We start from the raw sequence: 26,284 nt of genomic DNA, 5'->3' as shown, positions 1-26,284 counted from the left end.
CGCCGACTGTAATATCGAGCGCCATGAGCACCACCGCCCGAGAACTGGCCGACCTTCGCAAGAGTTACGAGCGCGCCGAGCTGAGCGAGGACGCCAGCCACGCCGACCCGCTGAAGCAGTTCGACCAGTGGCTCACCGAGGCCATCAAGTCCCAGGTCCCCGAGCCCAACGCGATGACCGTGGCCACCGTCGGAAGCGACCTGCGTCCCAGCACGCGGGTGGTGCTGGTGAAGGGGTACGACGAGCGCGGCATCGTCTGGTACACGAACTACGAGAGCCGCAAGGGCCTCGAGCTGGCGGGCAACCCGTTCGCGGCGCTGCAATTCCACTGGGTCGAGCTCGAGCGCGTGGTGCGCATCGAGGGCCGGGTGGAGAAGACCAGCGCCGAGGAGAGCGACGCCTACTTCCACAGCCGGCCGCTGGACTCGCGCATCGGCGCCTGGGCCAGCCCCCAGAGCCAGGTGATCACCGGCCGCTCGGTGCTGGTGGCCAACGCCGCGAAGTACGGCGCGCAGTTCCTGCTGAACCCGCCGCGCCCTCCGCACTGGGGCGGCTACCGCCTGGTGCCGCAGGAGTGGCAGTTCTGGCAGGGCCGCAAGAGCCGCCTGCATGACCGGCTGCGGTACCGGCAGCAGGACGGCCAACCCGCGGGGAGCTGGGTGCGCGAGCGCCTGGCACCCTGAGGCGGTCCTCGCCCGCGGCGTTCCCCGGCGCGCCTCAACGCCCCTCGTGCCACCACGCCAGCAGCGCGCGGAAATCGCCGCCGAACCCGTGCCGCAGCAGCGCCTCGTAGCGGACCGAACAGACCGCCGCGGTGCCGCCGTCCAGGAAGGACGCGGCCGCCGCCTCGCTGCACGCGCGCACCAGCGACCTGAGGCAGGCCGGCGGCACCCGGGCGTAGGCGGCGATGGCCGCCTCCCGGGCCGACCAGGGATCGGGCGGCGCCAGCGTCCCGCCGCAATCCGCCAGGACGCCTTGCGGCGCCGGCTCGGCGGCGGCCTCCAGCGCGCCCCCGAGCAGGGCCGACAGCGCCAGCAGGCAAGGCACGCGACGGAAGCGGAAGGGACCCATGGCCCCATCGTAGGCAGGCGCCGGGACGTTTCAAGCGCGGGCGCGGCCCGCCGCGCGCCCGGCGCAGGCGGTCATCGCCCGGCCAGGTAGGTCGCCGCCGCCATCACCAGGGGCACGGTGGCCAGCGAGCACAGGGTGGACAGTCCCACCGTCGCCGTGACCTGGTCCTCGGCCACCTGGTAACGCTGCGAGAACAGCAGCGAGTTGGCGCCCGCCGGCAGGCCGGCGACGACCACCACGACCACCAGCGGCAGCCCGGTGACGCCCAGCATCACGCCGGCAGCGGCCACCAGCGCCGGCATCACCAGGTTCTTGGCGAGCACCAGGCCGAGGGCACCGCGCAGCTCCCGCGCCAGCTTCAGGTGGGCCAGGCTCAGGCCCACCAGCAGCAGCGCCATCGGCCCGAGGGCCGACCCGAGCATCTGCAGCGGCTTGTCGACGACGGCAGGCAGGGCCAGGCCGGTCTGGGCGAAGGCCAGCCCGGCCAGGATCGGCAGCGGCACCGGGTGCAGCAGCGACTTGCGCACCGCGGTGGCCAGCGCCGCCCGCAGCGGCGGGCCGCCCTCGGCCGCGCGCGCCTCGCGCTGGGCGGCCAGTTCCATCAGCAGCGTGGCCAGCGTGAGCAGCACCACGGTGTGCAGGGTGTAGAGGGTGAACAGCGTCACCAGCCCCTGCTCGCCGAAGGCCAGGCCGACCAGGGGAATGCCGATCATCACGGTGTTGCTGAAGGTGGCGGCCAGGGCCAGCACCGTGGCGCGCCGGTTGATGCCGCGGGCCGCCAGCGTGGCGGCGAAGACCACGCCGACGCCGGCGAAGTAGGCCGCCACCGGCGTGAAGTCCAGCGCCTGCGCCTGGACCCGGCTCATGGTGCGAAACAGCAGGCAGGGCGTGAGGACCAGGAAGACGAGGTTCGACAGGTCCCGCACGCCGGCCTGCCCCACCCAGCGCCGGCGGCCGGCGAGGAGGCCGACGGCGATGACCCCGAGGACGGGCAGGAGGGCGGCGATGACGGGGTGGTCCACGGGCGGTCGGGCTCGGCGAAAGGGCCCGAGTCTATCGGCCGCCCGCCTCCCGCCCGGGCGCGGGTCAGAAGTCCGCCCGCACCCCCACGCGCAGGCTGCGCCCCGGCAGCGGCACCCGGCCCGGCGCGGTCTGCGTCAGGATGGAGCTGGCGCTGTACGCGAGGCGGTCGGCGGCGTTGTCCAGGCGCGCGTACCAGAGCAGCTCGGCGCCGGCGGCGCGGGAGCTGCGGGTGAGCGCGGCATGCCACAGCGTGTAGGCCGGCGTGGACCGGTCGCCGGCCGGCACGCGGTCCTGGCGGGCCGCGTGGTCGAAGCCCAGGCGCGCCCCCCAGGGCTTGAGGCTCCAGGCCAGCGTGGCGCCGACGCGGGCCGGGGCGATGCGGGGCAGCGGCTCGCCGGTGTCGCGCCGGCTGGCGCGCACCAGGTCGCCGCGCCACTCCAGGTCCCAGGTGCCGGGGCGCTGCGCGAGGCGGGCGGTGCCGGCGGCCTCCAGGCCGGTGAAGCGCGCCGGCACGCCCTGGTAGGCGTACTCGGGCATCGGCTCGCCGCCGTCGTCGGTGCGCTGCGAGCCGGTGGGCAGCAGCGCGATGAAGCGGTCGAACCGGTTCGCGAACAGGGCCACGCGCGCGTGCTGCGGCCCGTCGCGCCACTGCGCGCCGATGTCCAGGTTGGTGGAGCGCTCGGTGCCGAGGGTGGCGTTGCCCAGCTCCCAGGCGCCGGTGGCCACGTGCGGGCCGTTGGCGAAGAGCTCGTAGTCACGCGGCGCGCGCTCGCTGCGCGCCAGGTTCGCGGTGAGCTGCCAGGCGGGCGTGAGGCGCCACAGCGCGCCGGCCGCGAAGGCCCGGGGCGCGAACGCGCGCTCGCCGGGCACGAAGCGGTCGATGCCCTCGGCGCCCGGCGAGGCCACCCGCACCGACTCGCGCCGCGCGCCCAGCGAGAGCCGGCCCCACCCGGTCGCCAGCTCCTCGTAGAGGAAGACGGCGCGCTGGCGGGTGCGGCTCGGCGGCGCGAACGCCTCGTCGCCCTCGGCGGCGAAGCGCGAGGCCTCGGCATGCAGGCCGACCACCCCGGACAGCGGCCCCAGCGGCCGGTGGCGCGCCTCCACGCGCAGGTCGCTGCCGTCATTGCGGAAGACGGTGCCGGGCGCGCCGGCGTCGAACTCGGTGTGGCGGTACTCGGTGCGGCTGCCCTGCACGCGCACCTGCTCCACCAGGCCGGCGGCGGGGCGCCACTGGCCGTCGAAGGCGTAGCGGTCCGAGCGCATGCCGACGGTGACCTCGTCCTCCGCGGGCGAGCCGTAGCCGCTGCGGTAGCTGGCCACCGAGGCGCCCAGCTGCCCGCGCTCGAAGAAGGCGGTGCCGCCGATGGCGCCGCCGTCGGCGCGCGCCTGCGAGTTGCAGATGCGGCGCGCCGTGCGGGCCGCCCCGGCCTGCTCGCAGTCCAGGGCCGCCGGCACGCGCACCTCGCCGGCGTGGCGGCTGAAGGCATCGACGTGGAGGGCGTAGCGGTCGTTGCCGCCCTCGACCATCGCGGCGCCGCGGCGCTCGCGCGAGCCGCTGGCGAGGCCGGCATCGACGCGGCCGGTCACGCCCCGCAGGCGCTCCTGCGGGATGCGGTTGTCGATCAGGTTGACGACCCCGCCCAGGGCGCTGCCGCCATGGACCAGGGTGGCCGGGCCGCGCAGGACCTCGATGCGGTCGACGGCCAGCGGGTCCATCGGCACGGCGTGGTCGAAGCTCAGGCCGGAGACATCGAGGCTGGCGCCGCCGTTCTGCAGCAGACGGATGCGATCGCCGTCCAGACCGCGGATCACGGGGCGGCTGCTGGCGGGGCCGAAGTAGGTGCTGGAGACGCCGGGCAGGCGGTCCAGCGTCTCGCCCAGGCTGCCCTGGCTGCGCAGGGTCAGGGAGGGGCCTTCGAGCCGGTCGACGGGGGAGACACGCTCGGCGCTGCGCAGCGGGTTGGCGGTGACGGTGACCTCGGGCAGGGTGGCGGCCGGCTGTGCGGCAGCGGGCAGGCCCAGGCAGGCCAGGGCCGCGGCGAGGGCGCCGCGGGAAAAGGGAATTCTTGGATGGGACATGGCGCGGAATGAAACTGGCGATGAGACGAGGCCGGCCGCACGGACCCGGGGGTCGTGCGGCGGCCTGGCGTTCGGGGGCTCAGTTCAGCGCCGGGGGGCCGCGCGCGTCGAAGGCCGTGGCAAGGGCCGGGACGCACCCGGCGGGCGCGGCCGGCGGCAGCGCCAGGGCCACGGCCAGGGCCGGGGCGACGGGCGCCGCCCAGGGCAGGCCGTCATGGGCCAGGGCATCGTAGAGGCGGCAGCCGGCGTCGTCCGCATGGCCGGCGAACAGGCGGGCCAGGGACGACGCCGCTGCCGGGTCCGCATGCGCCGCGGCCACGGGGGCTGCCGAGTGCGCCGCGGCGCCCGGCGCCACGTGCACCACCCGGTGCACCAGGGCCAGCGCCTGCGCCAGCAGCAGGCAGGCCAGCAGCAGCCCCGCGGCCCAGGCGCGCGCGCCGCCGGGCCGTCGGGCCGGGGCGGGCTGGGCGCGTTGCGCGGGTCGTGCAGTGCGTGCGGCAGGCAGGCGCATGGCGGAAGGAGCAGTCGCGGGGTCGGCGCGGGATCGGTGGGGCGACTAGTCGCGGGCGAGGTCGGCGAAGGCGCGGCGGAACTTCGCCACCTTGGGCGCCGCCACCGCGAGGCAGTAGCCCTGGTAGGGGTTGCGCTCGAAGAAGTCCTGATGATAGTCCTCGGCCGGCCAGTAGTCGGCCAGCGGGAGCACCTCGGTGACGATGGGCGCGCCGAACGCGTCCTCGCGCTGCAGCTCGGCGACCAGCGCCTCGGCCTCGGCCTGCTGCTGCGGCGTGGTGAAGTAGATGCCGCTGCGGTACTGCGTGCCCAGGTCGTTGCCCTGGCGGTTCAACTGGGTCGGGTCGTGGACGGCGAAGAAGATCTCCAGCAGTTGGCGGGTCGAGACCTGCGCCGGGTCATAGGTCAGCTTGACCACTTCCACGCAGCCGGTGGCGCCGGTGCAGACCTGCTCGTAGGTCGGGCGGGCCAGCTGGCCGTTGCAGTAGCCGGACTCCACGTCGGCCACGCCGCGCACCTTCACATAGACGGCTTCGGTGCACCAAAAGCAGCCGCCGCCGAGGACCAGGGTCTGGAGTGAGCTCATGAGGGTCGATCTTGATTCGCAGACCGGCACTGTATCGCTACCATCCCCCCCACATGCAAGCCGGCGACTACAAGGCACTCCTCTCGGCCCTGCTCCTGCCCCCGGCCGGCCCCCTGCTGCTCGCCCTGCTCGGGCTGGTGTTCTGCATCGCCTGGCGCCGGCTCGGCCTGGCGCTGGTGGCGTTCGGGCTGGCGGCGTTGTGGGCCCTGTCGACCCATGGCATCGCGCTGCAGCTGTCACGCCACCTCGTGCCGCCGCCCCCGCCCGCCGGCCTGGCCGACCTGGCCCGCCACCGCACCCAGGCCATCGTGGTCCTGGGCGGCGGCGTGCTGGCGCAGGCCCCCGAATACGGCGAGCCCCAGCCCTCCGCAGCCACCCTCGGGCGGCTGCGCCAGGGGGCGCGGCTGGCGCGCGCCACCGGCCTGCCGCTGGCCTTCGCCGGCGGCATGGGCTGGTCGGGCCGCAGCCTGGCCAGCGAGGCCGAGGCCGCCCGCATGGCCGCCCGGCGCGATTTCGGCGTGGAGCTGCGCTGGGTGGACGACCGCTCGCGCGACACCCGGGAGAACGCCCAGCGCCTGGCCGAGCTGCTGCGCCCGCGTGCGGCGGGCGGCGTGCGGCGCATCGCCCTGGTCAGCGACGCCTGGCACCTGCCTCGCGCCACGATCGAGCTGCGCGCCGCCGGCTTCGAGGTGCTGCCCGCGCCCACCGGCCTGCCCTTCCCCCAGGAGCGCCCGGCCCTGGAATGGCTGCCCACCGCCTACGGCCTGTCGGCCTCGCGACAGGTGCTGCGGGAGTGGTTGGCCTTACAGTACCTCCGCCTCTCGCCACCTTGACGCTGGCAGGGCCGGCTGGCTACATTAATAACCCGCCAGTCAGTAACCCAGTCCCCCCAGCCCCACCCCATGGACACCCCGGCCGACGACGGCCACGTCAAGCGTGAGCGCCGCAAGCAGGCGCGCCCCGGCGAGCTGCTGGGCGCGGCGCTGGAGCTGTTCGTGGAGAAGGGCTATGCGGCCACCCGGGTCGAAGAGGTGGCAGCCCGGGCCGGCGTCTCCAAGGGCACGCTGTTCATCTACTACCCGAGCAAGGTGGACCTGTTCAAGGCGGTGGTGTCCGAGACCATCGCGGGCCGCATGGCCGAGTGGGACGCCGAGTTCGCCACCTATACCGGCCCGACCGCCGACATGGTGCGCCACTGCCTGCGCAGCTGGTGGGAACGCATCGGGGCCACCCGGGCCTGCGGCATCACCAAGCTCATGCTCAGCGAGGCCCGCAACTTCCCGGAGCTGGCCGAGTTCTACCAGCGCGAGGTGGTGCGGCCGGGACAGGACCTGGTGCGCCGCGTCCTGCAGCGCGGCATCGACCGCGGCGAGTTCCGCCCGGTGGACCTGGACCACGCCATCCATGTCGTGATCGGCCCCATGGTCTACCTAATGCTGAGCCGGCACTCGACCAGCGTCTGCGTCCCGGACGACCGGCCGATGGACCCCGAGCGCTTCATCGATATGCTGGCCGACATCCTGATCCTGGGCCTGTCGCTGCCCGCCAAGGAATCCCCATGACCCGCAAGACCCTGGCCCGGGTGGCCGTGGCCCTCCTGGTGCTGGCCGCCGCCGGCGCGGCGCTGCGCGCGCGCCAAGGCGCCGGCGGCCCGTCGGCCCCGGCCTCCGCGCCGCGGGCCGAAGCCGTCGTCGAGCTGGCTGCAGGCGACGTGGTGCGCGCCGAAACCGCCGAACTGACGCTGGGCCTGCCCGTGACCGGCGCGCTGCGCGCCGTCAACAGCGCCTTCGTGAAGGCCCGCGCCGCCGGTGAGCTGCAGGGGCTGGCGGTGCGCGAGGGCGATGCGGTGCGCGCCGGCCAGACCCTCGCGCGCATCGACCCCACCGAGGCCCAGGCCCGCCTGCGCCAGGCGCGCGAGCAGGCCGACGCGGCGCGCGCCCAGGTCGAGATCGCCCGGCGCCAGTACGACAACAACCAGGCCCTGGTGGACCAGGGCTTCATCTCCCGCACCGCGCTGGAGAGCTCGCAGAGCACGCTGGCCGGAGCGTCGGCCACGCACCAGGCGGCACTGGCCGCCGTCGACTCGGCCCGCAAGGCGCTGGACGACACCACCCTGGTCGCGCCCATCGCCGGCCTGGTGTCGCAGCGGCTGGCGCAGCCGGGCGAGCGGCTGGCGGTGGATGCCCGGGTGCTCGAGATCGTCGATCCCTCGCGCCTGGAGCTGGAGTGCACGGTCAGCGCTGCCGACTCGGTGCGGGTGCGGCCCGGCCAGGCCGCGCAGCTGGCCATCGAAGGCCTGCCGCAGCCGGTGACGGCGACGGTGGCGCGCATCAATCCGAGCGCGCTGGCGGGCACCCGCAGCGTGCCGGTCTACCTGACGGTGGCGCCCGCGCCGGGGTTGCGTCAGGGCCTGTTCGCGCAGGGGCAGATCGCCGCCGGCCGCACCCGGGCGGTGGCAGTGCCGCTGTCGGCGCTGCGCACCGACAAGCCCGCGCCCTACCTGCAGCTGGTCGAGGGCGACCGGGTGGTGCACCGGCCGGTGACGCCGGGCGCGCGCGGCGAGCGCGCCGGCGAGGCGCTGGTGGCGGTGGACGGGCTGGCCGAGGGCGCCTCGGTGCTCCTGGGCCATGTGGGCGCGCTGCGCGAAGGCACGGCGGTGCGGTTCACCCGCCCCGCGCCCTGAAGCGCCCAGGCACCCCGCACCATGTGGTTCACCCGCGTCGCCCTGCGCAACCCCGTCTTCGCCACGATGGTGATGCTGGCCCTCGTCGTCCTGGGCCTGTTCTCGCTGCAGCGGCTGAAGGTCGACCAGTTCCCCAACATCGACTTCCCGGTGGTGGTGGTCACCGCCGAATACCCGGGTGCCTCGCCCGAGATCGTGGAGAGCGAGGTCACCAAGAAGATCGAGGAGGCGGTCAACGCCATCGCCGGCCTCAACGCCCTGACCTCGCGCAGCTACGAGGGCCAGTCGGTGGTGATCATCGAGTTCCAGCTCACGGTGGAGGGCCGCAAGGCCGCCGAGGACGTGCGCGAGAAGGTGGCGGCCGTGCGCCCCACCCTGCGCGAGGAGGTCAAGGAGCCGCGCGTGCTGCGCTTCGACCCGGCCAGCCGCGCCGTGTGGTCGGTGGCGGTGCTGCCGGACCCCGGGTCGGGCCGCGCCATGTCGGCGATCGAGCTGACCAACTGGGCCGACCAGGTCCTGAAGAAGCGGCTGGAGAACGTGCGCGGCGTGGGCTCGGTCTCGCTGGTGGGCGGCACCGAGCGCGAAATCAACCTGTACCTCAACCCCGCGGCCCTCGAGGCCCTGGGCGTGACGCCCGAGCAGGTGGTGGCCGCCGTGCGCGGCGAGAACCAGGACCAGCCCGTGGGCGCCCTGCGCAACGCCGGCCAGGAGCGGGTGGTGCAGCTGCAGGCGCGCCTGCAGCGGCCCGAGGATTTCGCGCGGCTGGTGGTCGCCCGGCGCAACGGCGTGCCGGTCTACCTCGGCCAGGTCGCGCGGGTGGTGGACGGCGCCGCCGAGGTCGAGAGCCTGGCGCTGTACAACGGCCAGCGCATGCTGCTGCTGTCGGTGCAAAAGGCGCAGGACGAGAACACCATCCAGGTGGTCGACGGCCTGGACGCGGTGCTGCGCGAGATGCGCCCGCAACTGCCGCCGGGCGTCAGGCTCGAGCCCATCATCGACGCCTCCCGGCCGATCCGTGTCTCGGTGGCCAACGTGCGCCAGACCCTGATCGAGGGCGCGGTGCTCACCGTGCTGATCGTCTTCCTGTTCCTCAACTCCTGGCGCTCCACCGTCATCACCGGGCTGACGCTGCCCATCGCCCTGATCGGCACCTTCCTGTTCATGCACGCCTTCGGCTTCACCGTGAACATGGTGACGCTCATGGCGCTGTCGCTGTGCGTGGGCCTGCTGATCGACGACGCGATCGTGGTGCGCGAGAACATCGTGCGCCACGTGCAGATGGGGAAAGGGCCCTACGAGGCCTCGCTCTCGGGCACGCAGGAGATCGGGCTGGCCGTGGTGGCCACCACCTTCTCCATCGTGGCGGTGTTCCTGCCGATCGGATTCATGGGCGGCATCATCGGCAAGTTCTTCCACGAGTTCGGCGTGACCATCGTGGCCGCGGTGCTGATCTCGATGTTCGTGAGCTTCACGCTGGACCCGATGCTGTCCTCGGTGTGGCATGACCCGGAGATCGAGGCGCACCGCCACCCGCACGCGCCGCGCACGCTGTACGAGCGCACCATCGGCCGGGTCACCGGCGCCTTCGACCGCGGCACCGAGCGCCTGGCCGACGCCTACCAGTCCATCCTGCGCTGGTCCCTGGGCCACCAGCTCGCCACGGTCCTCGGCGCGCTGGCGATCTTCGCGGCCAGCGTGGCGATGCTCGGGCTGGTGGGCACCGAGTTCGTTCCCAAGGCCGACTACTCCGAGCTCACGGTGAACTTCAACACCCCGGTGGGCTCCTCGCTGGAGCTGACCGAGTCCAAGGCCCGCCAGGTCGACGCCATCCTGCGCGAGTTCCCCGAGACCCGCTACACCGTGGCCACCATCAACACCGGCGCGGCCCAGGGCAAGATCTACGCCTCGGTCTACGTGCGGCTGGTGGACCGCAAGGCGCGCACCCGCAGCGTCGACCAGATGGCCGCGGCGCTGCGCGAGCGCCTGCGCTCGGTGCCGGGCATCACCGTCACCCAGGCCGGCCTGCTGGACTCGGTGGGCGGCAACAAGCAGATCGAGCTGTCCATCCAGGGGCCGGACCTGCGCGAACTCGGCCGCCTCTCCCAGCTGGCGATGGAGCGCCTGCGCCCCATCGCCGGCCTGGTGGACCTGGACACCAGCCTCAAGCCCGACAAGCCCACCGTCGACGTGGCGGTGCGCCGCGACCTGGCCAGCGACCTGGGCCTGTCGGTCGCCCAGGTGGCCTCGCCCCTGCGCACCCTGGTGGCCGGCCAGACCGTCGGCAACTGGCGCGCCCCCGACGACCAGACCTACGACGTCAACGTGCGGCTGGCTCCCGAGGCGCGCCGCACCCCGGCCGACCTCGAGCGACTGCCCCTGGTGGCCGGCGCCGCGGCCGACGGCAGCCCCCGCGTGCTGCGGGTGGGCCAGGTGGCCTCGGTGCGCGAGGCCACCGGCCCCCACCAGATCAACCGGCGCGACCTGTCCCGCGAGGTCGCCCTGAGCGCCAACGCCTACGGCCGCTCGGCGGGCGAGGTCTCGGCCGACATCCGCGCCGCGCTGGAGGGCATCGCCCTGCCCCCGGGCTACCGCTGGCAGTTCGGCGGCTCCACCAAGAACATGGCCGAGTCCTTCGGCTACGCGGTCTCCGCGCTGGCGATGGCGGTGATCTTCATCTACATGATCCTGGCCAGCCAGTTCCGCAGCTTCCTGCAGCCGCTGGCCCTCATGACCTCGCTGCCCCTGACCCTGATCGGCGTGGTGCTGGCGCTGATGATGTTCCGCTCCACCCTCTCGATGTTCTCGGTGATCGGCATCGTCATGCTGATGGGGCTGGTGACCAAGAACGCCATCCTGCTGCTGGACTTCGCCATCCGCGCCCGCGCCGAGGGGATGGACCGGGCCGAGGCCCTGCTGCTGGCGGCGCGGGTGCGCCTGCGCCCCATCCTCATGACCACGCTGGCCATGGTCTTCGGCATGGTGCCCCTGGCGTTCGCCCTGTCCGAGGGCGCGGAGCAGCGCGCGCCCATGGGCCAGGCAGTGATCGGCGGGGTCATCACCTCCTCCCTGCTCACCCTGGTGGTGGTGCCGGTGGCCTACTGCCTGCTGGACGACTTCGCCGCCTGGGCCCGGCGCTTTGCAGGCCGTTCACCCGCGCCTCCTAAAATCGCGGGTTGACTCCTGAATCCAGGCCTTCCCGACCCTCCCTGATCGAGAACACACCATGACCCTGCCCGCGTCCATCGAACAAGCCCGCTTCAACATGATCGAGCAGCAGATCCGCCCCTGGGACGTGCTGGACCCCCAGGTGCTGGAGCTGCTGTCCGTCCTCAAGCGCGAGGACTTCGTGCCCGAGGCGCACAAGGCCCTCGCCTTCGTCGACATGGAGATCCCGCTGGCCCCCGGCAAGAGCATGCTGGCGCCCCGCGTCGAGGCCCGCCTGCTGCAGGACGTCGCGCCCCAGCCCCACGAGAAGGTGCTGGAAGTGGGCACCGGCTCGGGCTACATGGCGGCCCTGCTGGCCGGCCGCGCCCGCTCGGTGATCTCCCTCGAGCTCGACCCGCAGCTGGCCGCCCAGGCCCGCGAGAACCTGAAGAAGGCCGGTGTGGAGAACGCGGAAGTGCGCGTGGCCGACGGCGCCAAGGGCCTGGCCGGCGAAGCCCCGTTCGACGTGATCGTGCTCAGCGGCTCGGTGGCCGAGGTGCCCCAGGCCCTGCTGGCCCAGCTCAAGGTCGGCGGCCGCCTGATCGCCATCGTGGGCAGCGAGCCGATGATGCGCGCCACCCTGGTCACCCGCACCGGCGAGACCGCCTACACCACCGCCCAGCGCTGGGACACGGTGGCGCCGCGCCTGCAGGGCTTCTCCGAGCCCTCGCGCTTCTCGTTCTGAGCCCCGCCGGATGATCGACCAGGTCCGCCCCGCCCAGCTCTCCGACTGGTTCGCCCGCCAGGATGCCGAGGGCGCGCCCCTGCTGCTGGACGTGCGCGAGCCGGTGGAGACCGCCTTCGCCAGCGTCACGCCCGAGGGCTTCGAGCTGCTGCAGATCCCGATGCAGTCGATCCCCGCGCGCCTGGCCGAGATCGACCCGCAGCGCCCGGTGGCCTGCCTGTGCCACCACGGCATGCGCAGCTACCAGGTGGCGGCGTTCCTGGCGCGCAACGGCTACGACCATGTGGCCAACGTCGCCGGCGGCATCGACGCCTGGTCGATGGAGCGCGACCCCGCCGTGCCCCGCTACTGACCGGCCCCGCCGGCGCCGGGACCGAAGAACCCACGACAACACCCAAGAGGACGGACGGATGATGAACTCGCTGCGACTGCTGCCCCTGCCCCTGGCCCTCGGCCTGGCCTTCCTCGGTGGCGCGGCCCAGGCCCAGAGCCTGCAGGCGCTGTACGAGTCGGCCCGCGCGCACGACGCGGCCTGGCAGTCGGCCCGCGCCAGCTTCGAGGCGGCCCAGTACCGCGCCGACCAGGCCCGCGCCGGCCTGCTGCCCACGGTGGGCCTGAGCGCCACGGCCAGCGAGTCCGACCTGACCAGCAAGTCCGGCGCCACCACCACGAACCGCGAGTTCGGCACCCGCAACGCCGCGATCCAGGCCTCCCAGCCGCTGTACCGGCCGGCCAACCTGGCGGCCTACGAGCAGGGCCGGCGCCAGGCCGAGGCCGCCCGCGCGCAGCTCACCGTCGCCAGCCAGGACCTGGTGATCCGCGTGAGCCAGGCCTACTTCGACGTGCTCGCCGCCCAGGACACGCTGGCCTTCGTGCGCGCCCAGAAGGCCGCGGTGAGCGAGCAGCTCGCCTCGGCCCGCCGCAATTTCGAGGTGGGCACCGCCACCATCACCGACACCCGCGAGGCGCAGGCCCGCTTCGACCTGGTGGTCTCGCAGGAGATCGCCGCCGAGAACGACCTGCGGGTCAAGAAGCTGGCGCTGGACACCGTCACCGGCAAGACCGACGCCCAGCCCGCGCCGCTGGCATCGCCGCTGGCCCTGCCCCAGCCGCAGCCGGCCGACCCGGAGGCCTGGGTGCGCCAGGCCGAGGACATCAGCCCCGCGATCCAGCAGGCCCGCCTCAACCTCGAGGTGGCCCGCCTGGAGACGACCAAGGCCAAGGCCGGCCACCTGCCCACGCTGGACCTCACCGCCAGCCGCAGCCAGACCCGCAACATCAACGGTAACGTCACCGTCGGCACCAGCTCGCGCTCGACGGTCGACCAGTTCGGCGTCACCCTGAGCGTGCCGCTGTTCGCCGGCTTCGCCGTGCAGAACCGCGTGCGCGAGACCCTGTCGCTGGAAGACAAGGCCCAGGCCGACCTCGACAAGGCCCGCCGCGACGTCGCGCAGGCCACCCGCACCGCGTACTTCGGCGTGGTCTCGGGGGCCGGCCAGGTCAAGGCGCTGGAGGCCGCCGAGGCCTCCAGCCAGAGCGCGCTGGACGCCAACCGCCTGGGCTACCAGGTGGGCGTGCGCATCAACATCGACGTGCTGAACGCGCAGAGCCAGCTGTTCCAGACCAAGCGCGACCTCGCCGTGGCCCGCTACAACGTGCTGCTCGGCCAGCTCAAGCTGCGCCAGGCCAACGGCTCGCTGCAGGCCGAGGACCTGAACGCCATCAACGGGCTGCTGGCGCGCTAAGTCCCGCCCGGGCCCGGCGCGCCTCGCGCCACCCCGCCGGGGCCCGCCGCGCCGCCCTTCGCGTCGGGACCCAGCGCGCGCGCCGCTTCCAGCATCTGCGGCGTGACATGCGCCGAGCCCAGGCGCATCAGCATCGCCAGCACCTCGGCCTTGCGTTCGGTGGGCAGGTCCAGGGCCAGGACCTGGCTGAACAGCGCCGGGACGCTGCGGCCATCCAGCACCCGCGGGATGGAAAAGACCGCCTCCAGCAGCGCCATCTGGTCGCCGGGCGACAGCGCGGGCTCCGCCAGTACCTGCAGGGGCCGCGCGGCCAGCGCCACGCCCAGCTGCGCCGGTGCCAGGCCCCGGGGCGCGCCCCAGGGACCGCCCCGCGTCAGCTTGAGCACGGCTTGCAGCGAGCCCTCCATCGGGCGCGGCAGCGCGCCATCGGAGATGCCGACGGCCAGCCCGCAGGCCGCTGCTGCCACCTGCAGCGGCGTCCAGGCGCCGTGCATGGCCACCATCCGGGGCAGCAGGGTCTGCACCCAGCCGGCCACCTGGTCCTCGGACCGCAGCGCCACGCCCACCGCCATCAGCAGCCGGCCGGTCTCGGCGGGTGATGCCTGCCGGGCCATGACCAGCAGCAGGTCGGCTGCGGGCGGAGGGTCGTCCGCATGGATCGGCGCCTCGGGCGACATCGGCGCTACGCCGGCGAGGCGGGCGCGGGCCAGGGCCCAGGCCATGTAGCCCAGGGACTCGGGCGGCAGGTCGTCGGCCTCCAGCAGGCCGCCCATCAGGACCTCGGCCTGCGCCGACGAGAGCCAGGACCCGCCGGCGCCGCGGGTGAACAGCCACATCGCGCCGGCCATGTCCGCCGGGTCGCGCAGCGGTACCAGGGCCAGCGGCAGCCGCAGCAACTCGCGCAGCGCCCCGGGTGCGATGCGGGGCTCGCCCAGGCTGTACGACAGGCCCTCCGCAAAGGCCAGCAGGCTGGTCGCCGGCAGGCGGGAGGCTTCGCGCACCAGGGGACTGACCAGCGCGCGCAGCGTGGGTACCGGCATCTGCCGGCCGCCGTGCAGGTCACCCAGCGCGCGGGCGAAGCGGTCGACCCACGCCAGTGGCGGGCTGCGGGTGGCGATCAGGTCGCGCGCGTGCCGGTGCAGCGCCTCGCACCAGGCCTCGCGGGCGGCGCCCGCAGGCAGGGCCTGCACGATGGCGCGCATGAGCGCGGTTGCCGTGGCCACCGGCACCTCGACGGTGGTGAAGGGCGTCGTACCTGGCGTGGGGCCTGGCGTGGGGCCGGGTGTGCCCATCAGCGTGACGCCCGGCACGCCTTCCAGGCAGGCCTCGGCCACCCGGCGCGCCAGGGCCTCGCGCCCGGCCGGCGCCAGCCCCGCCACGCCGATCAGCGCCGCCGCCTGGGCGGCGTGGGCCGCCTGGGCCTCGGGCGTGCAGGCCGACGAGGTGCGGACCAGGCCGGACAGCGCGCTCGCCATGCGGTGGTCGAAGGTCTCGGCGGGCGCCGGCCCGGGGCCGCCGCCGGCGACGGCCGGCGGGACCTCGCCGGGCCCCGCGCCGCCCTGTAGCGCGCCGCTGCGCGCCTGCCCCGGCGTGCCCGCCGCCACGTCGCGCCCGTCCAGGCGGCCCCGCCCGGCCAGGCCCCGCAGGTTCGGCGGCGACAGGCCGACGGCGAGGTCCGGGCCCTCCGGCAAGGCAGGCGTCGGCGGCGGGAGCGGGTGCTGCGCCAGCGCGTGCATGAGCGGCGCGGGGGACCAGGAGGCAGGGCTCCCGGCGGTTGGCTTCGGCTGCATGGGGGACGCCCTCCTCGGCCCGCCGGGCGGTGGCGGTGTGGCGGGCGAGGTTAGCGGGCGCCTCGGCGCGCCGCCAGCGCGAGCACCGCGTCGGCCGTACGGGCGGCGGCGCCGCGGTGGGCGGCGGCGAAATCCTGCGCCGCCTGCGCCATCGCCGAGCGGGCGGTCGCGTCGGCCGCGAGGGCGGCGGCGCGGGCCACGCCCTCCCCGAGGCCGGCCACCCGCAGGGCCGCGCCGGCGGCCTGCGCGTTGTCCGCGGCCTCGGCGAAATTGAAGGTGTGGGGGCCCATCACCACCGGGCAGGCGCAGGCCGCGGCCTCGATCAGGTTCTGCCCGCCCAGCGGCTCGAAGCTGCCCCCGAGCAGGGCCGCATCGGCCAGGCCGTAGTACAGCGCCATCTCGCCCAGCGAATCGCCGAGCCAGACATCGGCCTGCGCCGGGCCGCCCTCGCCCCAGGCGCTGCGGCGCGAGACCGACAGGCCGGCGGCCTGCGCCAGCTGCGCCACCTCGTCGAAGCGCTGCGGGTGCCGCGGCACCACCAGCCAGCGCAGGCCCTGGCCGCGGCGCGCCGCGACCTCGCGGAAAAAGGCCGCCTCCTCGCCTTCGCGGGAGCTGGCGAACATCACCACCGGCGCATCGACCTGCGCGCGCCAGGTGAGGCCGCGTTCGAGCTGCGCGAGGTCGGGGCGGGCGTCGAACTTGAGGTTGCCGAAGACGCCGTCGACGCGCGCGCCGACGCGCGCGAGCCGCTCGGCGTCGGCCTGCGTCTGCGCCCACACCGCGGCCAGCGCGCCATAGGCCGGCCGCGACAGCGCGGGCCACTTCAGCGCCTGCGCCATCGACTTGCCGGAGAGCCGCGCGTTGGCCAGCGCCAGCGGCACGCCCTGGCGCGCGCACAGCGCCACCAGGTTGGGCCAGACCTCGGTCTCCATCAGCACGCCGGCGCAGGGCCGGTGGTGCGCGAGGAAGCGGCGCACCGCGCCCGGGGTGTCCCAGGGCAGCCAGGCCTGCCGGTCGCCGGGGCGCAGCAGGCGGGCGCCCTCGGCGCGGCCGGTGGCGGTGCCGTGCGTGAGCAGCAGGCGCAGGCCGGGCGCGCGCTCGCGCAGCGCGTGGACCAGGATGGCGGCGGCCCGCGTCTCGCCGAGGGAGACCGCATGGATCCACAGCGCGCCGGGCTCGGCCGGCTGCGCGTACCGGCCGAAGCGTTCCTCCACGGCCTCGAGGTAGCCGGGTTCGGCCACCCCGCGCCGGCGCAACTTGCGGCGCAGCAGGGGCTGGGCCGCGCCGGTGGCGAGCGAGTAGAGCGCACGCGCCAGGGCCATGGCTCAGCCCGCCTCGACGTCGGGGCGCGCCTGCCAGCAGGCCTGCCATGCGTTCCAGACCTCGTCGGGCGACGGCGCGCGCTCGCCGCCCACGGCGCACTGGTGCGGGCGGCCCACCGGCCCGGCCCGCCAGGCGCGCGGCTGGCTGAAGATTTCCACCACCGGCAGGTCCAGCGCGACGCCCATGTGGGCCACGCCGGAGTCCACGCCGACCAGCCCGCTCAGGCCCTCCATGTGCTCCAGCAGCGCCGGCAGGCCCATGCGGGGCAGCACCCGGGCGCTGGCGCCGATCTCCCGGGCGATGCGGTCGGCCAGCGCCCCCTCGGCGTCGCTCGCCTGCGGCAGCTGCACCTCGCAGCCCTGCGCGGTGAGCCGGCGGCCGATCTCGGCCCAGTGGGCGGCGGGCCATTCGTTGTCGGCGCGGGTCGTGCCGTGCGCCAGCAGCACCTGCGGCACGCCGGCCGGCGCCCGGCGGCGCCAGGGATAGGTGGGCGGCTGCTCGAGCACGCCGAGGCCGGCATAGCCCAGCGCCTGGGCCACCAGCAGCCGGGTGCGGGCCACGGCATGGATCCGCGCGGGCATGGGCAGGGGCCGCTGCAGCAGCCAGCGCACGGGCCACTCGTACCCGCACAGCTCGCTGGCGTTGCCGAAGGTGGCGGAGAAACCGCCCGGCGCCAGCCGCGCGCGCCGCGCGACCAGGGCCGACTTGAGCAGTCCCTGGCAGTCGATCACCGCGTCATAGGCCTGGGCACGCAGTGCTTCGAAGAAGGCGCGGCGCTCCTGCCGGTGGACGGGGTCGAACCGGGCCTTGCGCCAGCGGCGCTGGGCGATGGGCAGCACCCGGTCGACCCGCGCGGCGCGCCGCACCAGCGGGGCGAAGGCCTCCTCCACCACCCAGTCGATGCGCGCCTGCGGGAACTGGCCCTGGATGTCGTGCAGCACGGGGAGCGTCTGCACCACGTCCCCCAGCGAGGACAGCTTGACGATGAGGACCCTCAATGCGCGGCCTCGCCGACGCGGGCATCGGGCTTGACGCTGCGAAGCAGCGCCAGCATGTCCGCCTCGATGCGGTGCAGCGCCGCCTCGGTGTGGCCCTCGAAACGCAGCACCAGCACCGGCGTGGTGTTGGAGGCGCGGATCAGGCCGAAGCCGTCGGGCCAGTCGACGCGCAGGCCGTCGATGGTGGAGACCTCGGCAGGCGCGGCGAACGTCGCGCCTGCCACCAGCCGCTCGACCAGCGCGTGCGGCTCGCCCTCGGCGCAGGCCACGTTCAGCTCGGGGGTGGAGAAGCTGGAGGGCAGGGCCTCCAGCACGGCGCCCGGGTCGGCCTCGCGCGAGAGGATCTCCAGCAGGCGGGCGCCGGCGTAGGTGCCGTCGTCGAAGCCGTACCAGCGCTCCTTGAAGAAGATGTGGCCGCTCATCTCGCCGCCCAGGGGAGAGTCGACCTCCTTCATGCGCGCCTTGATCAGGGAGTGGCCGGTCTTGAACATCATCGGCACGCCGCCGGCCTCGCGGATCGCGGGGGCCAGGCGCTGCGTGCACTTGACGTCGAACAGGATGGCGCCGCCGGGCACGCGCGAGAGCACGTCACGGGCGAACAGCATCATCTGGCGGTCCGGGAAGATGTTGGCGCCGCTGGGGGTGATGATGCCCAGGCGGTCGCCGTCGCCGTCGAAGGCCAGGCCCAGCTCGGCGCCGGTGGCCTGGAGCGCGGCGATCAGGTCGCGCAGGTTCTCGGGCTTGCTCGGGTCGGGGTGGTGGTTGGGGAAGTTGCCGTCCACCTCGGAGAACAGCTCGACCACCTCGCAGCCCAGCGCGCGGAAGATCGCCGGGGCCGAGGCGCCGGCGATGCCGTTGCCGGAGTCGACCACGATCTTCATCGGGCGGGCGAGCCGCACGCCCGAGGCGATGCGCTCACGGTAGGCCGGGAAGATGTCCAGCGTGCGCACGGCGCCGCGGCGCGGCGCGTCGGGCTGCGCGCCCTCCATGGCGCGGCGCAGGGCCCGGATCTCCTCGCCGAAGATGGCGCGACCGGCCAGCACCATCTTGAAGCCGTTGTAGTCGCGCGGGTTGTGGCTGCCGGTGACCTGGATGCCGCTGCGGCACTCGGTGCTCGCGGCGAAGTACAGCATCGGGGTGGTGACCATGCCGACGTCGAGCACGTCGACGCCGCCGGCGGTGAGCCCGCGCACCAGGGCGGCGGACAGCGCCGGGCCGGACAGGCGACCGTCGCGCCCCACCGCCACGCAGGACTCGCCGGCGGCCCGGGCCGCCGCGGCGAAGGCCCGGCCCAGCGACTCGGCCACCGACTCGTCGAGGGTGGACGGGACGATGCCCCGGATGTCGTAGGCCTTGAAGATCGAGGGGGACAGAGGCATGGGTGGTTTCCTGCGGGATCCGCGGCGCCGTGAAGGGCGCGGCGCGGGGATCGTAGCAGGAAGCCGCCTCGCGCAAGGGGCGGGCGCGGGCTGCCGCGCAGCCTCGGCGCGGATCGATCGGGAGACGAAATCGGGCGGCCCCCGACCGGCCCCGCCGCGAGCGGCGTCAGTCGAGCTTGACGCCGACCTTGGTGATCACGCCGCCCCACTTCTCGCGCTCGGTGCGGGAGAAGCTGGCCATGTCGGCGGGCGTGCCGGGCATGGGCTCCACGCCCAGGGCCTGCATGCGGGCCTTCACCGGGGTGGAGGCCAGGGCGTCCTGCAGCGCCTTGGCGAAGCCGGCGGCGGCGTCGGCCGGCGTGCCGGTGGGCACCACCAGGCCCTGCCAGGCGTAGCCCTCGAAGCCCTTGAGGCCCTGCTCGTTGAGCGTCGGCACCTCGGGCAGCAGGTTCAGGCGCTTGGCCGAGGCCACGCCGATCACCTTGACCTTCTTGCCCTCGATGAAGGGCAGCACGGTGGCGCTGTCGATCCACATCGCCGGGATCTGGCCGGCCACCACGTCCTGGATCGCCGGGGCCGCGCCGCGGTAGGCGACGTGCTGCAGCTTCAGGCCGCTGGACTCGCGGAACAGCTCGCCCACCAGGTGGTGCGGGCTGCCCGGGCCGGCCGAGCCCCAGGGCACCGGGTCCTTCTGGGCCTTGGCCCAGGTGGCGAACTCCTTGTAGTTGGCTGCGGGGATGCCGGGGTTGACCACCAGGAACATCGGGAAGCGCACCAGCAGGCCGACCGGCTGGAAGTCCTTCTGCGCGTCGTAGGTCAGCTTGGAGAACAGGAAGGGGTTGGCCGCGAGGGTGGCGAAGTCGGCGGTGAAGACGATGTTGCCGAAGTCCTTGGAGCGGGCCACGTAGTCGGCAGCGATGTTGGTGCCGGCGCCGGGCTTGTTGCTGACCACGATCGGGCGGTTCAGGCTCTTGCCCATGGCCTCGGCGATGGTGCGCGCGACGATGTCGGAGCCGCCGCCGGCGGGGTAGCCGACCACCCATTCGACGGGCTTGGCCTGGGCCTGCGCCTGGGCCGCGCCGGACACGAGGGCCAGGGCGGACGCCGCGAGGGCGATGAATTGCTTGCGGTTGATCATGGTTGTCTCCTTCGGTGGACGTCGGGTGGGAAGGGGGATCGGTCAGGCCGCCGCGTGCGAGGGCGCGACCGGGGTGATGGCGGCGCGGCCCGCCAGCGAGGCGGACTCGGCGGCGGCCGGCTGGCCGCGGGCGATGCGCAGGGCCTCCTGCAGCACCGCCAGGTCGCCGATGTGGTTGGACAGCAGCAGCACCAGGCGCGCGTTCATGGCGTGGCTCTCGGCGGTGGACAGGCCCTGGTGGGCGGAGATCAGCGCCTCGTAGAAGTCGTCGTACGAGGCCATGTTCGGTTGCGTGTTCAGCATCGGGGGTCTCCTCGGGTTCAGGCCAGGATGGCGGCGGTGCAGGTGGCCCGCGCCAGGGCGGCGCGCACGCCGGCCTCGGTGGGCTGGCGCCAGCGGGCGCAGACATGCTGGTCGGGGCGCAGCAGGTAGGCGGTGCCGGGGGTGGCGTCCAGGCGCTGGGCGACCAGGCCCCGCGTATCGCGCAGGTCGGCGCCCACGCACAGGACGGTCACGTTCGGCAGGCCCGCGGCCCAGGCCGGCGCGTCGCCGAACACCAGCAGGGTGAACTCGGGGCCGAGCGACCGCAGCAGCCAGGTGTCGCGGCCTTCGCGCTGCACCGGCGCGTCGGTCAGGGGAGCGCCCGGGACCATGCGGCCCTGGAAGCTGTCGGCGTCGGGCGTGTTCAGCGGCGAGCCGTGCAGCGTGGCGGGCACCGAGAGGCGGCCGCTGTTGACGATGCGGCGGGCGAAGTCGTGGTCGCGCGCCAGGCCCAGCGCCTGGTCGCGGAACAGGCGGCTGATCTCGCTCTTGGGCGTGATGAAGTCGGTGGCGCGCGTCGAGTTGAGGATGTTCTCGTCCGCCGCGTACTGGCGCTCGGGGCCGTAGGTCTCGAGCAGGGCCACGGGGGCGCGGCCCTTGAGGACCCAGTCCAGCTTCCAGGCCAGGTTGTCGGTGTCCTGCACGCCGCTGTTGGCGCCGCGCGCGCCGAAGGGCGAGACGCCGTGCGCGCTGTCGCCGGCGAACACCACCCGGCCGTGCACGAACTTGTCCATGCGCAGGCAGGCGAAGGTGTAGACGCTGGCCCACTCGAGGGTGAACTCGGTGTCCTTGCCCAGGAGGGCCTGCACGCGCGGGATGATGTTCTCGGGCTTCTTCTCGGTCTCCGGGTCGGCATCCCACCCGAGCTGGAAGTCGATGCGCCAGACATCGTCGGGCTCGCGGTGCAGCAGCACGCTCTGGCCGGGATGGAACGGCGGGTCGAACCAGAACCAGCGCTCGGTGGGGAAATCCGCCTTCATCTTCACGTCGGCGATGAGGAAGCGGTCCTTGAAGATGCGGCCCTTGCTGTCCAGGCCCATCAGGTTGCGCACCGGCGAGCGCGAGCCGTCGCAGGCGATCACCCAGCCGGCGTCGACCTGGTAGGCGCCCTCGGGCGTGTCCAGCGTCAGCAGCGCGCCGTCCTCGCGCGGCGCGATGCCGGTGACCGTGTTCTTCCAGCGGATCTCGATGTTCGGCAGCTGCAGCGCGCGCTCGACGAGGTAGGCCTCGCAGTAGTACTGCTGCAGGTTGATGAAGGCCGGGCGCTCGTGGCCATCCTCGGGCAGCAGGTTGAACTGGTAGACCTGCTGGTCCTGCAGGAACACCTTGCCGACGTTCCAGGACACGCCCTTGTCCACCATCGGGTCGCCCACGCCCAGGCGGTCCCAGATCTCCAGGGCGCGCTTGGCGAAGCACAGGGCGCGCGAGCCGATGGACAGCTTGTCGTCGTTGTCCACCAGCAGCACGGGCTGGCCGCGCTGGGCCAGGTCGATCGCCAGGGACAGGCCCACCGGGCCCGCGCCGACGATGACCACCGGGTGGTGGACTGGCTGCGTGGCGTCCTGGTCGGCGCTGCGGCGGTAGGGGAACTGGATCGCCTGCACCGCTTCACCGGTGCCGCGGAATGCGTAGGCGGGGATGTCGTTGGGCTTCATCGCGCGGTCTCCTGCGGGTTGCGTCGGGTCCGGGGCGGGATCAGCCCTCGAGGGCCTCCCACATCTGGCGATCGCGCTCGGCGGTCCAGATGCGCGGGTCGCGGTGCGCGGTGGCCTCGTCGTAGGCGCGGGTCACGTCGAAGGGCATGCAGTGGTTGAAGATGACCCAGTCGCCGTACTTCGGCTGCATGGCCTTGAAGGCCTCCTCGTAGACGGCGCGCAGCGGCTTGCCGGCCTGGGCGCCGGGCTTGACCGCGGCCCACAGGTCGCTGATGAAGCTGCGGGTGCCCTCCAGGCCGGCCTGGACCTGCGGCTCGCCGATCAGGGCGGGGCCGCGGCCCGGCACCAGGGCCTTGGGGCCCAGGGCGGCGATGTTGTCCAGGGTCTGCGGCCAGTCCTGGAAGTAGGCGTCGCCGGCGTAGGGGGTGGCGTCGAACTCGACGAGGTCGCCGGAGAGCAGGGTCTTCTCGCCGGGCAGCCAGACCACGGTGTCGCCCTTGGTGTGGCCGCGGCCGACCTGCAGCAGCTGCACTTCCAGCTTGCCGAGCCACACGGTCATCTTGCCGGTGAAGGTCATGGTCGGCCAGGTCAGGCCGGCGGGCACGGTCTCCACGTTCTGGAACAGGCGGGGGAAGCGGCCGATCTCGCTGGCCTTGTCCTGCTCGCCGCGCTCGACGATCAGGTCGTAGGTGTCCTGGCTGGCCAGCACCTGCTGCGCGCCATAGGCGCTGGCGCCCAGCACGCGCACCGCGTGGTAGTGCGTGAGCACCACGTACTTGATCGGCTTGTCGGTGACCTCGCGGATGCGGCGGATCACGTCGGCGGCCATGGCGGGCGTGGCCTGGGTGTCGGCCACCAGCACGGCGTCGTCGCCAATGATGATGCCGGTGTTGGGGTCGCCCTCGGCGGTGTAGGCCCAGGCGTGCTCGGAAATCTGGGTGAAGCTGACCTTCTTCTGTTCGAGGTCGGCGGCGGAGGCAAAGGTCTTGGCCATGGGGGTCCTTCAGGAGCTGGGGGACGGCGGCCCGTCCCGGATTTGTTTTTTGCGAACGCATTCGCTTATTGCAAATATACGGACACCATCCGTTTGTGTCAAACTCGTTTGTCCCATGCGAAGAAACCCTGATTCCGTCTCCCCGGCCGCCGACGAGGCCGAGGACAAGTCGCAGCGCGCGGTGCAGTCGGTGGAGGTTGGCGGCCGGCTGCTGCTGGCCCTGGCCGACAGCGGCAGCGCCCTGAGCCTCAAGGACCTGGCCGCCCGCGCCGACATGACGCCCTCGCGCGCCCACCCCTACCTCGTGAGCTATGCCCGCCTGGGCCTGATCGAGCAGGACGCCACGGGCCGCTACGACCTCGGTCCCGCGGCCCTGCGGGTGGGCCTGGCCTGCCTGCGCCGGCTGGACCCGCTGCAGGCCGCCGAGCCGGTGGTGCGGGCGCTGGCGACGCGCACGGGGCATGCGGTGGCGGTATCGGTGTGGGGCAACTTCGGGCCGACGGTGGTGCGGCTGATCGAGGCGAGCCAGCCGCTGCATGTGTCGCTGCGCATCGGCAGCGTGCTGTCCATCTTCGACACGGCGACCGGCCGTGCCTTCGCCACGGCCATGCCGGCCGACCGGCTCAAGCAGGCCATCGCCGGCGCGCTGGGCGAGCCCATGCCGGCGTCGCAGTTCCGCCAGCGCCTGGCCGAGCTCGACGACATCCGCGCCGAGGCGCAGCGGCATGGCGTGAGCCGCGCCATGGGCAGCCCGATCCCGGGGGTGAACGCGTTCAGCGCGCCGGTGTTCGACCTGGAGGGCAACCCGGTCCTGGTGATCACCGCCACCGACCACCAGGACCGCCTGCCGGCCGCCTGGTCCAGCCCTGCGGCCCAGGCGGTACGCGAGGCGGCGCGGGAAATCACCACCCGGCTGGGGGGCGTGGCGCCGGGGTGATCGGGGGTCAGGTCTTGCATCAACGCGGCCTTGCGCGCCTTCTCCGGTGAGGTTCGGGCGAAAAATGACGCGTGATCCTTCCGGCGCGAAGCCTTCACGTGGTCGTGCGTGATGCGCGGGTGGGGGCGGCAGGCGGAGGGACCCGTGGGGCCGTGCGCGGGAGCGCACCGGCCCCCCGGGAGGAGCCTGCTGCCCCCGCCCGTGCAGCGCGCCCGGCCGGACGAAGCCGGGGGAGGCCGAGACAACCCGTCGCGTTGATGCAAGACCTGACCCCAACCCGCCCCCCGGCAGGGATTCCACCCCCAGCGGCAACCCGTCTGCTTATCATGGCCCGCTCGCCCCACCTGCCCCAGGAGCCCGACATGCCCTCCCCCGCCCCCCGCCACACCGCGTCCTACGACAGCCCCCTCGGCCCGGTGCTGCTCGCGGCCACCCCGCGCGGACTCGCCGGCCTGTGGTTCGAAGGGCAGAAGCACTGGCCCGACGCCGCCAGGCAGTGGTCCCCGCACCCCGGCCTGCCCGTCTTCGATGCCGCCCGCCGCCAGCTGGACGACTACTTCGCCGGCCGCCGCCAGGCCTTCGACCTGCCGCTGGACCTCGCCGGCGGCACGCCCTTCCAGGCCCGCGTCTGGCAGGCCCTGCAGGCCATCCCCTCCGGCGCCACCGTGCGCTATGGCGACCTCGCCGCCCGCCTGGGCGTGCCGGCAGCGGCCCGCGCCGTGGGCGCCGCCGTCGGCCGCAACCCGGTGAGCATCGTCGTCCCCTGCCACCGCGTGCTCGGTGTCGGCGGCGCACTGACCGGCTATGCTGGCGGGCTCGAACGCAAGACGGCGCTGCTGCGCCTCGAAGGCGTGCTGCACTGAGCCCCGCAAGCCGGGCATGAGGCGGCGCCCTCCCCGCCCTGCCCCATGCCCCTGTCCGTCCTCGCCGAATTCATCCTGCTGGCCGCCCTCTGGGGCGCGTCCTTCCTGTTCATGCTGCTGGCCGTCGGCGAATTCGGCGCGCTCGGCACCGCGCTGATGCGCGTGGTCATCGCCGCCGCGGTGCTGCTTCCCGTGGTAGCCCTGCGCGGCCACCTGGGCGTGCTGCGCCGGCACTGGAAGGCCAGCTTCTTCGTCGGCCTGCTCAATTCCGGCATCCCCTTCACGCTCTACGCCTTCTCGCTGCGCTCGATCAGCACCGGGATGTCGTCCATCCTCAATGCGACCACCCCCATGTTCGGCGCGCTGGTGGCCTGGCTCTGGCTCAAGGACCGGCCCGACGGCTCACGCCTGGCCGGCCTCGCGATCGGCTTCGCCGGCGTCGCGCTGCTGGCCGGCGAGAAGACCGGCATCGCCCCGGGCGCCTCGGGCGTCGCACCGGCCTGGGCGGTGCTCGCCTGCCTCGGCGCCTGCCTGTGCTACGGCATCGCCGCCAGCTTCACCAAGGTGTACCTGACCGGCATCCCGCCCCTGGTCACCGCCACCGGCAGCCTGCTGGGGGCCACGCTGGGCCTGCTGCTGCCGGCCCTGTGGTTCGCCCCGCCGCGCCTGCCCGGCGCCACCGCCTGGATCGCGGCACTGGCCGCCGGCGTGCTGTGCACCGGCCTGGCCTATGTGCTGTATTTCCGCCTGATCGAGCGGCTCGGCCCGGCGCGCGCCCTGGCCGTCCCCTTCGTCGTGCCGGTCTTCGCCGTGGTCTACGGCGTCGTCTTCCTGGGCGAATCCGTCAGCGCCTGGATGCTGGCCTGCGGCGTGGTGATCGTGCTGGGCACCGCGCTGTCCACCGGCGTGGTCAAGCTGCCGCGCCGCTGAACCGGGATCGCGCCCCGGGCCGGGAGGCCGCAGCAGGCGCAAGGGCCGCTGGACGCGGGTCGCGCTTCGGGCAGGGCCCCGGAGACCCGATAGCCTGAAAGAGCCATCGCAAGGCGGCGTTTTCCGACGCTCCTGCTCGAGGGCGGAATCCACCATGCCGTCCGCAGACACCCCGATGCCAGGACGAACCCATGAACGCCACCCTCGCCGCCACGCTGGCCCTGCTGGCCGGCCTGCTCCCGCCGGCCGCGCTCGGCCAGGCCGCGGCGCCGCCGCCGCGGCCGCTGGACCTGCTGCTCGCGGGCGCCGCGCTCATGGCCGGCATCGCCTGGCGGCGCCATGCCAGCGGCACGCGATGACGCAGGCGGCG

General features: G+C 74.0%; 25 protein-coding genes. 12 read left to right on the top strand and 13 right to left on the bottom strand.

Annotation, left to right across the window (positions count from 1 at the left end; translation table 11 throughout):
• Nucleotides 1-23: 23 nt before the first annotated feature.
• Nucleotides 24-683 (top strand): pyridoxamine 5'-phosphate oxidase, encoded by a 660-nt coding sequence (pdxH, locus tag ACFQZY_RS05395; protein WP_377413553.1) that lies wholly within the window; start codon nucleotides 24-26, stop codon nucleotides 681-683.
• 34 nt (nucleotides 684-717) lie between these two features.
• Here the strand turns inward: pdxH and ACFQZY_RS05390 are convergent, their stop codons facing one another.
• The 5 genes from ACFQZY_RS05390 to msrA form a co-directional block, all read right to left on the bottom strand.
• Nucleotides 718-1,071, bottom strand: coding sequence for a hypothetical protein (locus ACFQZY_RS05390; RefSeq protein WP_377413551.1), 354 nt, complete (start codon nucleotides 1,069-1,071; stop codon nucleotides 718-720).
• A gap of 71 nt (nucleotides 1,072-1,142) precedes the next feature.
• Nucleotides 1,143-2,093, bottom strand: coding sequence for an AEC family transporter (locus ACFQZY_RS05385; protein WP_377413549.1), 951 nt, complete (start codon nucleotides 2,091-2,093; stop codon nucleotides 1,143-1,145).
• 64 nt (nucleotides 2,094-2,157) lie between these two features.
• Nucleotides 2,158-4,173 carry a TonB-dependent receptor gene (locus tag ACFQZY_RS05380; RefSeq protein ID WP_377413546.1) on the bottom strand — a complete coding sequence of 672 codons (2,016 nt, stop codon included), beginning with the start codon at nucleotides 4,171-4,173 and terminating at the stop codon, nucleotides 2,158-2,160.
• A 79-nt stretch (nucleotides 4,174-4,252) separates the two neighbouring features.
• Complete coding sequence (locus ACFQZY_RS05375; protein WP_377413544.1) at nucleotides 4,253-4,684, bottom strand: hypothetical protein; 432 nt, start codon at nucleotides 4,682-4,684, stop codon at nucleotides 4,253-4,255.
• A 45-nt stretch (nucleotides 4,685-4,729) separates the two neighbouring features.
• Nucleotides 4,730-5,269 (bottom strand): peptide-methionine (S)-S-oxide reductase MsrA, encoded by a 540-nt coding sequence (gene msrA / locus ACFQZY_RS05370; RefSeq protein ID WP_377413542.1) that lies wholly within the window; start codon nucleotides 5,267-5,269, stop codon nucleotides 4,730-4,732.
• Between the two features lie 53 nt (nucleotides 5,270-5,322).
• On the opposite strand from msrA, the gene ACFQZY_RS05365 reads away from it, so the two are divergent.
• From ACFQZY_RS05365 to ACFQZY_RS05335, 7 genes are all read left to right on the top strand, one after another.
• Nucleotides 5,323-6,102 carry a YdcF family protein gene (locus tag ACFQZY_RS05365; RefSeq protein WP_377413540.1) on the top strand — a complete coding sequence of 260 codons (780 nt, stop codon included), beginning with the start codon at nucleotides 5,323-5,325 and terminating at the stop codon, nucleotides 6,100-6,102.
• A 69-nt stretch (nucleotides 6,103-6,171) separates the two neighbouring features.
• A complete protein-coding gene (locus tag ACFQZY_RS05360; protein ID WP_377413538.1) occupies nucleotides 6,172-6,831 on the top strand; it encodes a TetR/AcrR family transcriptional regulator in 660 nt (219 codons plus the stop codon).
• Entirely contained in the window at nucleotides 6,828-7,952 is a 1,125-nt protein-coding gene (locus tag ACFQZY_RS05355) for an efflux RND transporter periplasmic adaptor subunit (protein WP_377413536.1), read from the top strand. The genes ACFQZY_RS05360 and ACFQZY_RS05355 overlap by 4 nt, the downstream gene beginning before the upstream one ends.
• 21 nt (nucleotides 7,953-7,973) lie before the next feature.
• Nucleotides 7,974-11,129 carry an efflux RND transporter permease subunit gene (locus ACFQZY_RS05350; RefSeq protein WP_377413534.1) on the top strand — a complete coding sequence of 1,052 codons (3,156 nt, stop codon included), beginning with the start codon at nucleotides 7,974-7,976 and terminating at the stop codon, nucleotides 11,127-11,129.
• A 46-nt stretch (nucleotides 11,130-11,175) separates the two neighbouring features.
• Nucleotides 11,176-11,841, top strand: a complete 666-nt coding sequence (locus ACFQZY_RS05345) for a protein-L-isoaspartate O-methyltransferase (RefSeq protein WP_377413532.1) — start codon at nucleotides 11,176-11,178, stop codon at nucleotides 11,839-11,841.
• 10 nt (nucleotides 11,842-11,851) lie between these two features.
• Complete coding sequence (locus ACFQZY_RS05340) at nucleotides 11,852-12,193, top strand: rhodanese-like domain-containing protein (RefSeq protein ID WP_377413530.1); 342 nt, start codon at nucleotides 11,852-11,854, stop codon at nucleotides 12,191-12,193.
• A 61-nt stretch (nucleotides 12,194-12,254) separates the two neighbouring features.
• Nucleotides 12,255-13,586, top strand: a complete 1,332-nt coding sequence (locus ACFQZY_RS05335) for a TolC family outer membrane protein (RefSeq protein ID WP_377413528.1) — start codon at nucleotides 12,255-12,257, stop codon at nucleotides 13,584-13,586.
• Here ACFQZY_RS05335 and ACFQZY_RS05330 read toward each other — a convergent pair.
• The 8 genes from ACFQZY_RS05330 to ACFQZY_RS05295 all read right to left on the bottom strand — a co-directional run bounded on the left by ACFQZY_RS05330 (nucleotide 13,583) and on the right by ACFQZY_RS05295 (nucleotide 23,184).
• Nucleotides 13,583-15,376 carry a hypothetical protein gene (locus ACFQZY_RS05330; protein ID WP_377413526.1) on the bottom strand — a complete coding sequence of 598 codons (1,794 nt, stop codon included), beginning with the start codon at nucleotides 15,374-15,376 and terminating at the stop codon, nucleotides 13,583-13,585. The genes ACFQZY_RS05335 and ACFQZY_RS05330 overlap by 4 nt on opposite strands.
• 50 nt (nucleotides 15,377-15,426) lie before the next feature.
• On the bottom strand, nucleotides 15,427-16,698 hold the full coding sequence (locus tag ACFQZY_RS05325; RefSeq protein WP_377413524.1) for a 3-deoxy-D-manno-octulosonic acid transferase: 1,272 nt from the start codon (nucleotides 16,696-16,698) through the stop codon (nucleotides 15,427-15,429).
• A gap of 3 nt (nucleotides 16,699-16,701) precedes the next feature.
• Nucleotides 16,702-17,697 carry a lipopolysaccharide heptosyltransferase I gene (gene waaC, locus ACFQZY_RS05320; protein ID WP_377413522.1) on the bottom strand — a complete coding sequence of 332 codons (996 nt, stop codon included), beginning with the start codon at nucleotides 17,695-17,697 and terminating at the stop codon, nucleotides 16,702-16,704.
• Nucleotides 17,694-19,076, bottom strand: a complete 1,383-nt coding sequence (locus ACFQZY_RS05315; RefSeq protein WP_377413520.1) for a phosphomannomutase/phosphoglucomutase — start codon at nucleotides 19,074-19,076, stop codon at nucleotides 17,694-17,696. The genes waaC and ACFQZY_RS05315 overlap by 4 nt, the downstream gene beginning before the upstream one ends.
• Nucleotides 19,077-19,242: 166 nt before the next feature.
• Nucleotides 19,243-20,214 carry a Bug family tripartite tricarboxylate transporter substrate binding protein gene (locus ACFQZY_RS05310; protein ID WP_377413518.1) on the bottom strand — a complete coding sequence of 324 codons (972 nt, stop codon included), beginning with the start codon at nucleotides 20,212-20,214 and terminating at the stop codon, nucleotides 19,243-19,245.
• Nucleotides 20,215-20,256: 42 nt separating this feature from the next.
• Nucleotides 20,257-20,517 (bottom strand): DUF2783 domain-containing protein, encoded by a 261-nt coding sequence (locus ACFQZY_RS05305; RefSeq protein ID WP_377413516.1) that lies wholly within the window; start codon nucleotides 20,515-20,517, stop codon nucleotides 20,257-20,259.
• 17 nt (nucleotides 20,518-20,534) lie between these two features.
• On the bottom strand, nucleotides 20,535-22,190 hold the full coding sequence (locus tag ACFQZY_RS05300; RefSeq protein ID WP_377413514.1) for an FAD-dependent oxidoreductase: 1,656 nt from the start codon (nucleotides 22,188-22,190) through the stop codon (nucleotides 20,535-20,537).
• A gap of 40 nt (nucleotides 22,191-22,230) precedes the next feature.
• Nucleotides 22,231-23,184, bottom strand: a complete 954-nt coding sequence (locus tag ACFQZY_RS05295) for an MBL fold metallo-hydrolase (RefSeq protein ID WP_377413512.1) — start codon at nucleotides 23,182-23,184, stop codon at nucleotides 22,231-22,233.
• 115 nt (nucleotides 23,185-23,299) lie between these two features.
• Here ACFQZY_RS05295 and ACFQZY_RS05290 point away from each other — a divergent pair, with 115 nt between their 5' ends.
• The 4 genes from ACFQZY_RS05290 (at nucleotide 23,300) to ACFQZY_RS05275 (ending at nucleotide 26,273) form a co-directional block, all read left to right on the top strand.
• A complete protein-coding gene (locus ACFQZY_RS05290) occupies nucleotides 23,300-24,121 on the top strand; it encodes an IclR family transcriptional regulator (protein ID WP_377413509.1) in 822 nt (273 codons plus the stop codon).
• 362 nt (nucleotides 24,122-24,483) lie between these two features.
• On the top strand, nucleotides 24,484-24,984 hold the full coding sequence (locus ACFQZY_RS05285) for a methylated-DNA--[protein]-cysteine S-methyltransferase (RefSeq protein WP_377413506.1): 501 nt from the start codon (nucleotides 24,484-24,486) through the stop codon (nucleotides 24,982-24,984).
• A 45-nt stretch (nucleotides 24,985-25,029) separates the two neighbouring features.
• A complete protein-coding gene (locus ACFQZY_RS05280) occupies nucleotides 25,030-25,914 on the top strand; it encodes a DMT family transporter (protein WP_377413503.1) in 885 nt (294 codons plus the stop codon).
• 191 nt (nucleotides 25,915-26,105) lie between these two features.
• Nucleotides 26,106-26,273, top strand: a complete 168-nt coding sequence (locus ACFQZY_RS05275; RefSeq protein WP_377413501.1) for a hypothetical protein — start codon at nucleotides 26,106-26,108, stop codon at nucleotides 26,271-26,273.
• Nucleotides 26,274-26,284 lie beyond the last annotated feature (11 nt).

The sequence above is a fragment of the Ramlibacter sp. GCM10027632 genome, assembly GCF_042675325.1.
GTDB lineage: Bacteria > Pseudomonadota > Gammaproteobacteria > Burkholderiales > Burkholderiaceae_C > Ramlibacter.
The sequence above is the reverse complement of the archived record's forward strand: the minus strand, read 5'-3'. Positions and strand labels throughout refer to the sequence as shown.

What these genes read in the sequence shown, in the direction of transcription:
- pdxH (WP_377413553.1), top strand. Translation starts at nt 24, where the DNA reads ATGAGCACCACCGCCCGAGAACTGGCCGACCTTCGCAAGAGTTACGAG.
- ACFQZY_RS05390 (WP_377413551.1), bottom strand. Translation starts at nt 1,071, where the DNA reads ATGGGTCCCTTCCGCTTCCGTCGCGTGCCTTGCCTGCTGGCGCTGTCG.
- ACFQZY_RS05380 (WP_377413546.1), bottom strand. Translation starts at nt 4,173, where the DNA reads ATGTCCCATCCAAGAATTCCCTTTTCCCGCGGCGCCCTCGCCGCGGCC.
- ACFQZY_RS05375 (WP_377413544.1), bottom strand. Translation starts at nt 4,684, where the DNA reads ATGCGCCTGCCTGCCGCACGCACTGCACGACCCGCGCAACGCGCCCAG.
- msrA (WP_377413542.1), bottom strand. Translation starts at nt 5,269, where the DNA reads ATGAGCTCACTCCAGACCCTGGTCCTCGGCGGCGGCTGCTTTTGGTGC.
- ACFQZY_RS05365 (WP_377413540.1), top strand. Translation starts at nt 5,323, where the DNA reads ATGCAAGCCGGCGACTACAAGGCACTCCTCTCGGCCCTGCTCCTGCCC.
- ACFQZY_RS05360 (WP_377413538.1), top strand. Translation starts at nt 6,172, where the DNA reads ATGGACACCCCGGCCGACGACGGCCACGTCAAGCGTGAGCGCCGCAAG.
- ACFQZY_RS05355 (WP_377413536.1), top strand. Translation starts at nt 6,828, where the DNA reads ATGACCCGCAAGACCCTGGCCCGGGTGGCCGTGGCCCTCCTGGTGCTG.
- ACFQZY_RS05350 (WP_377413534.1), top strand. Translation starts at nt 7,974, where the DNA reads ATGTGGTTCACCCGCGTCGCCCTGCGCAACCCCGTCTTCGCCACGATG.
- ACFQZY_RS05345 (WP_377413532.1), top strand. Translation starts at nt 11,176, where the DNA reads ATGACCCTGCCCGCGTCCATCGAACAAGCCCGCTTCAACATGATCGAG.
- ACFQZY_RS05340 (WP_377413530.1), top strand. Translation starts at nt 11,852, where the DNA reads ATGATCGACCAGGTCCGCCCCGCCCAGCTCTCCGACTGGTTCGCCCGC.
- ACFQZY_RS05335 (WP_377413528.1), top strand. Translation starts at nt 12,255, where the DNA reads ATGAACTCGCTGCGACTGCTGCCCCTGCCCCTGGCCCTCGGCCTGGCC.
- ACFQZY_RS05330 (WP_377413526.1), bottom strand. Translation starts at nt 15,376, where the DNA reads ATGCAGCCGAAGCCAACCGCCGGGAGCCCTGCCTCCTGGTCCCCCGCG.
- ACFQZY_RS05325 (WP_377413524.1), bottom strand. Translation starts at nt 16,698, where the DNA reads ATGGCCCTGGCGCGTGCGCTCTACTCGCTCGCCACCGGCGCGGCCCAG.
- ACFQZY_RS05315 (WP_377413520.1), bottom strand. Translation starts at nt 19,076, where the DNA reads ATGCCTCTGTCCCCCTCGATCTTCAAGGCCTACGACATCCGGGGCATC.
- ACFQZY_RS05310 (WP_377413518.1), bottom strand. Translation starts at nt 20,214, where the DNA reads ATGATCAACCGCAAGCAATTCATCGCCCTCGCGGCGTCCGCCCTGGCC.
- ACFQZY_RS05305 (WP_377413516.1), bottom strand. Translation starts at nt 20,517, where the DNA reads ATGCTGAACACGCAACCGAACATGGCCTCGTACGACGACTTCTACGAG.
- ACFQZY_RS05300 (WP_377413514.1), bottom strand. Translation starts at nt 22,190, where the DNA reads ATGAAGCCCAACGACATCCCCGCCTACGCATTCCGCGGCACCGGTGAA.
- ACFQZY_RS05295 (WP_377413512.1), bottom strand. Translation starts at nt 23,184, where the DNA reads ATGGCCAAGACCTTTGCCTCCGCCGCCGACCTCGAACAGAAGAAGGTC.
- ACFQZY_RS05290 (WP_377413509.1), top strand. Translation starts at nt 23,300, where the DNA reads ATGCGAAGAAACCCTGATTCCGTCTCCCCGGCCGCCGACGAGGCCGAG.
- ACFQZY_RS05285 (WP_377413506.1), top strand. Translation starts at nt 24,484, where the DNA reads ATGCCCTCCCCCGCCCCCCGCCACACCGCGTCCTACGACAGCCCCCTC.
- ACFQZY_RS05280 (WP_377413503.1), top strand. Translation starts at nt 25,030, where the DNA reads ATGCCCCTGTCCGTCCTCGCCGAATTCATCCTGCTGGCCGCCCTCTGG.
- ACFQZY_RS05275 (WP_377413501.1), top strand. Translation starts at nt 26,106, where the DNA reads ATGAACGCCACCCTCGCCGCCACGCTGGCCCTGCTGGCCGGCCTGCTC.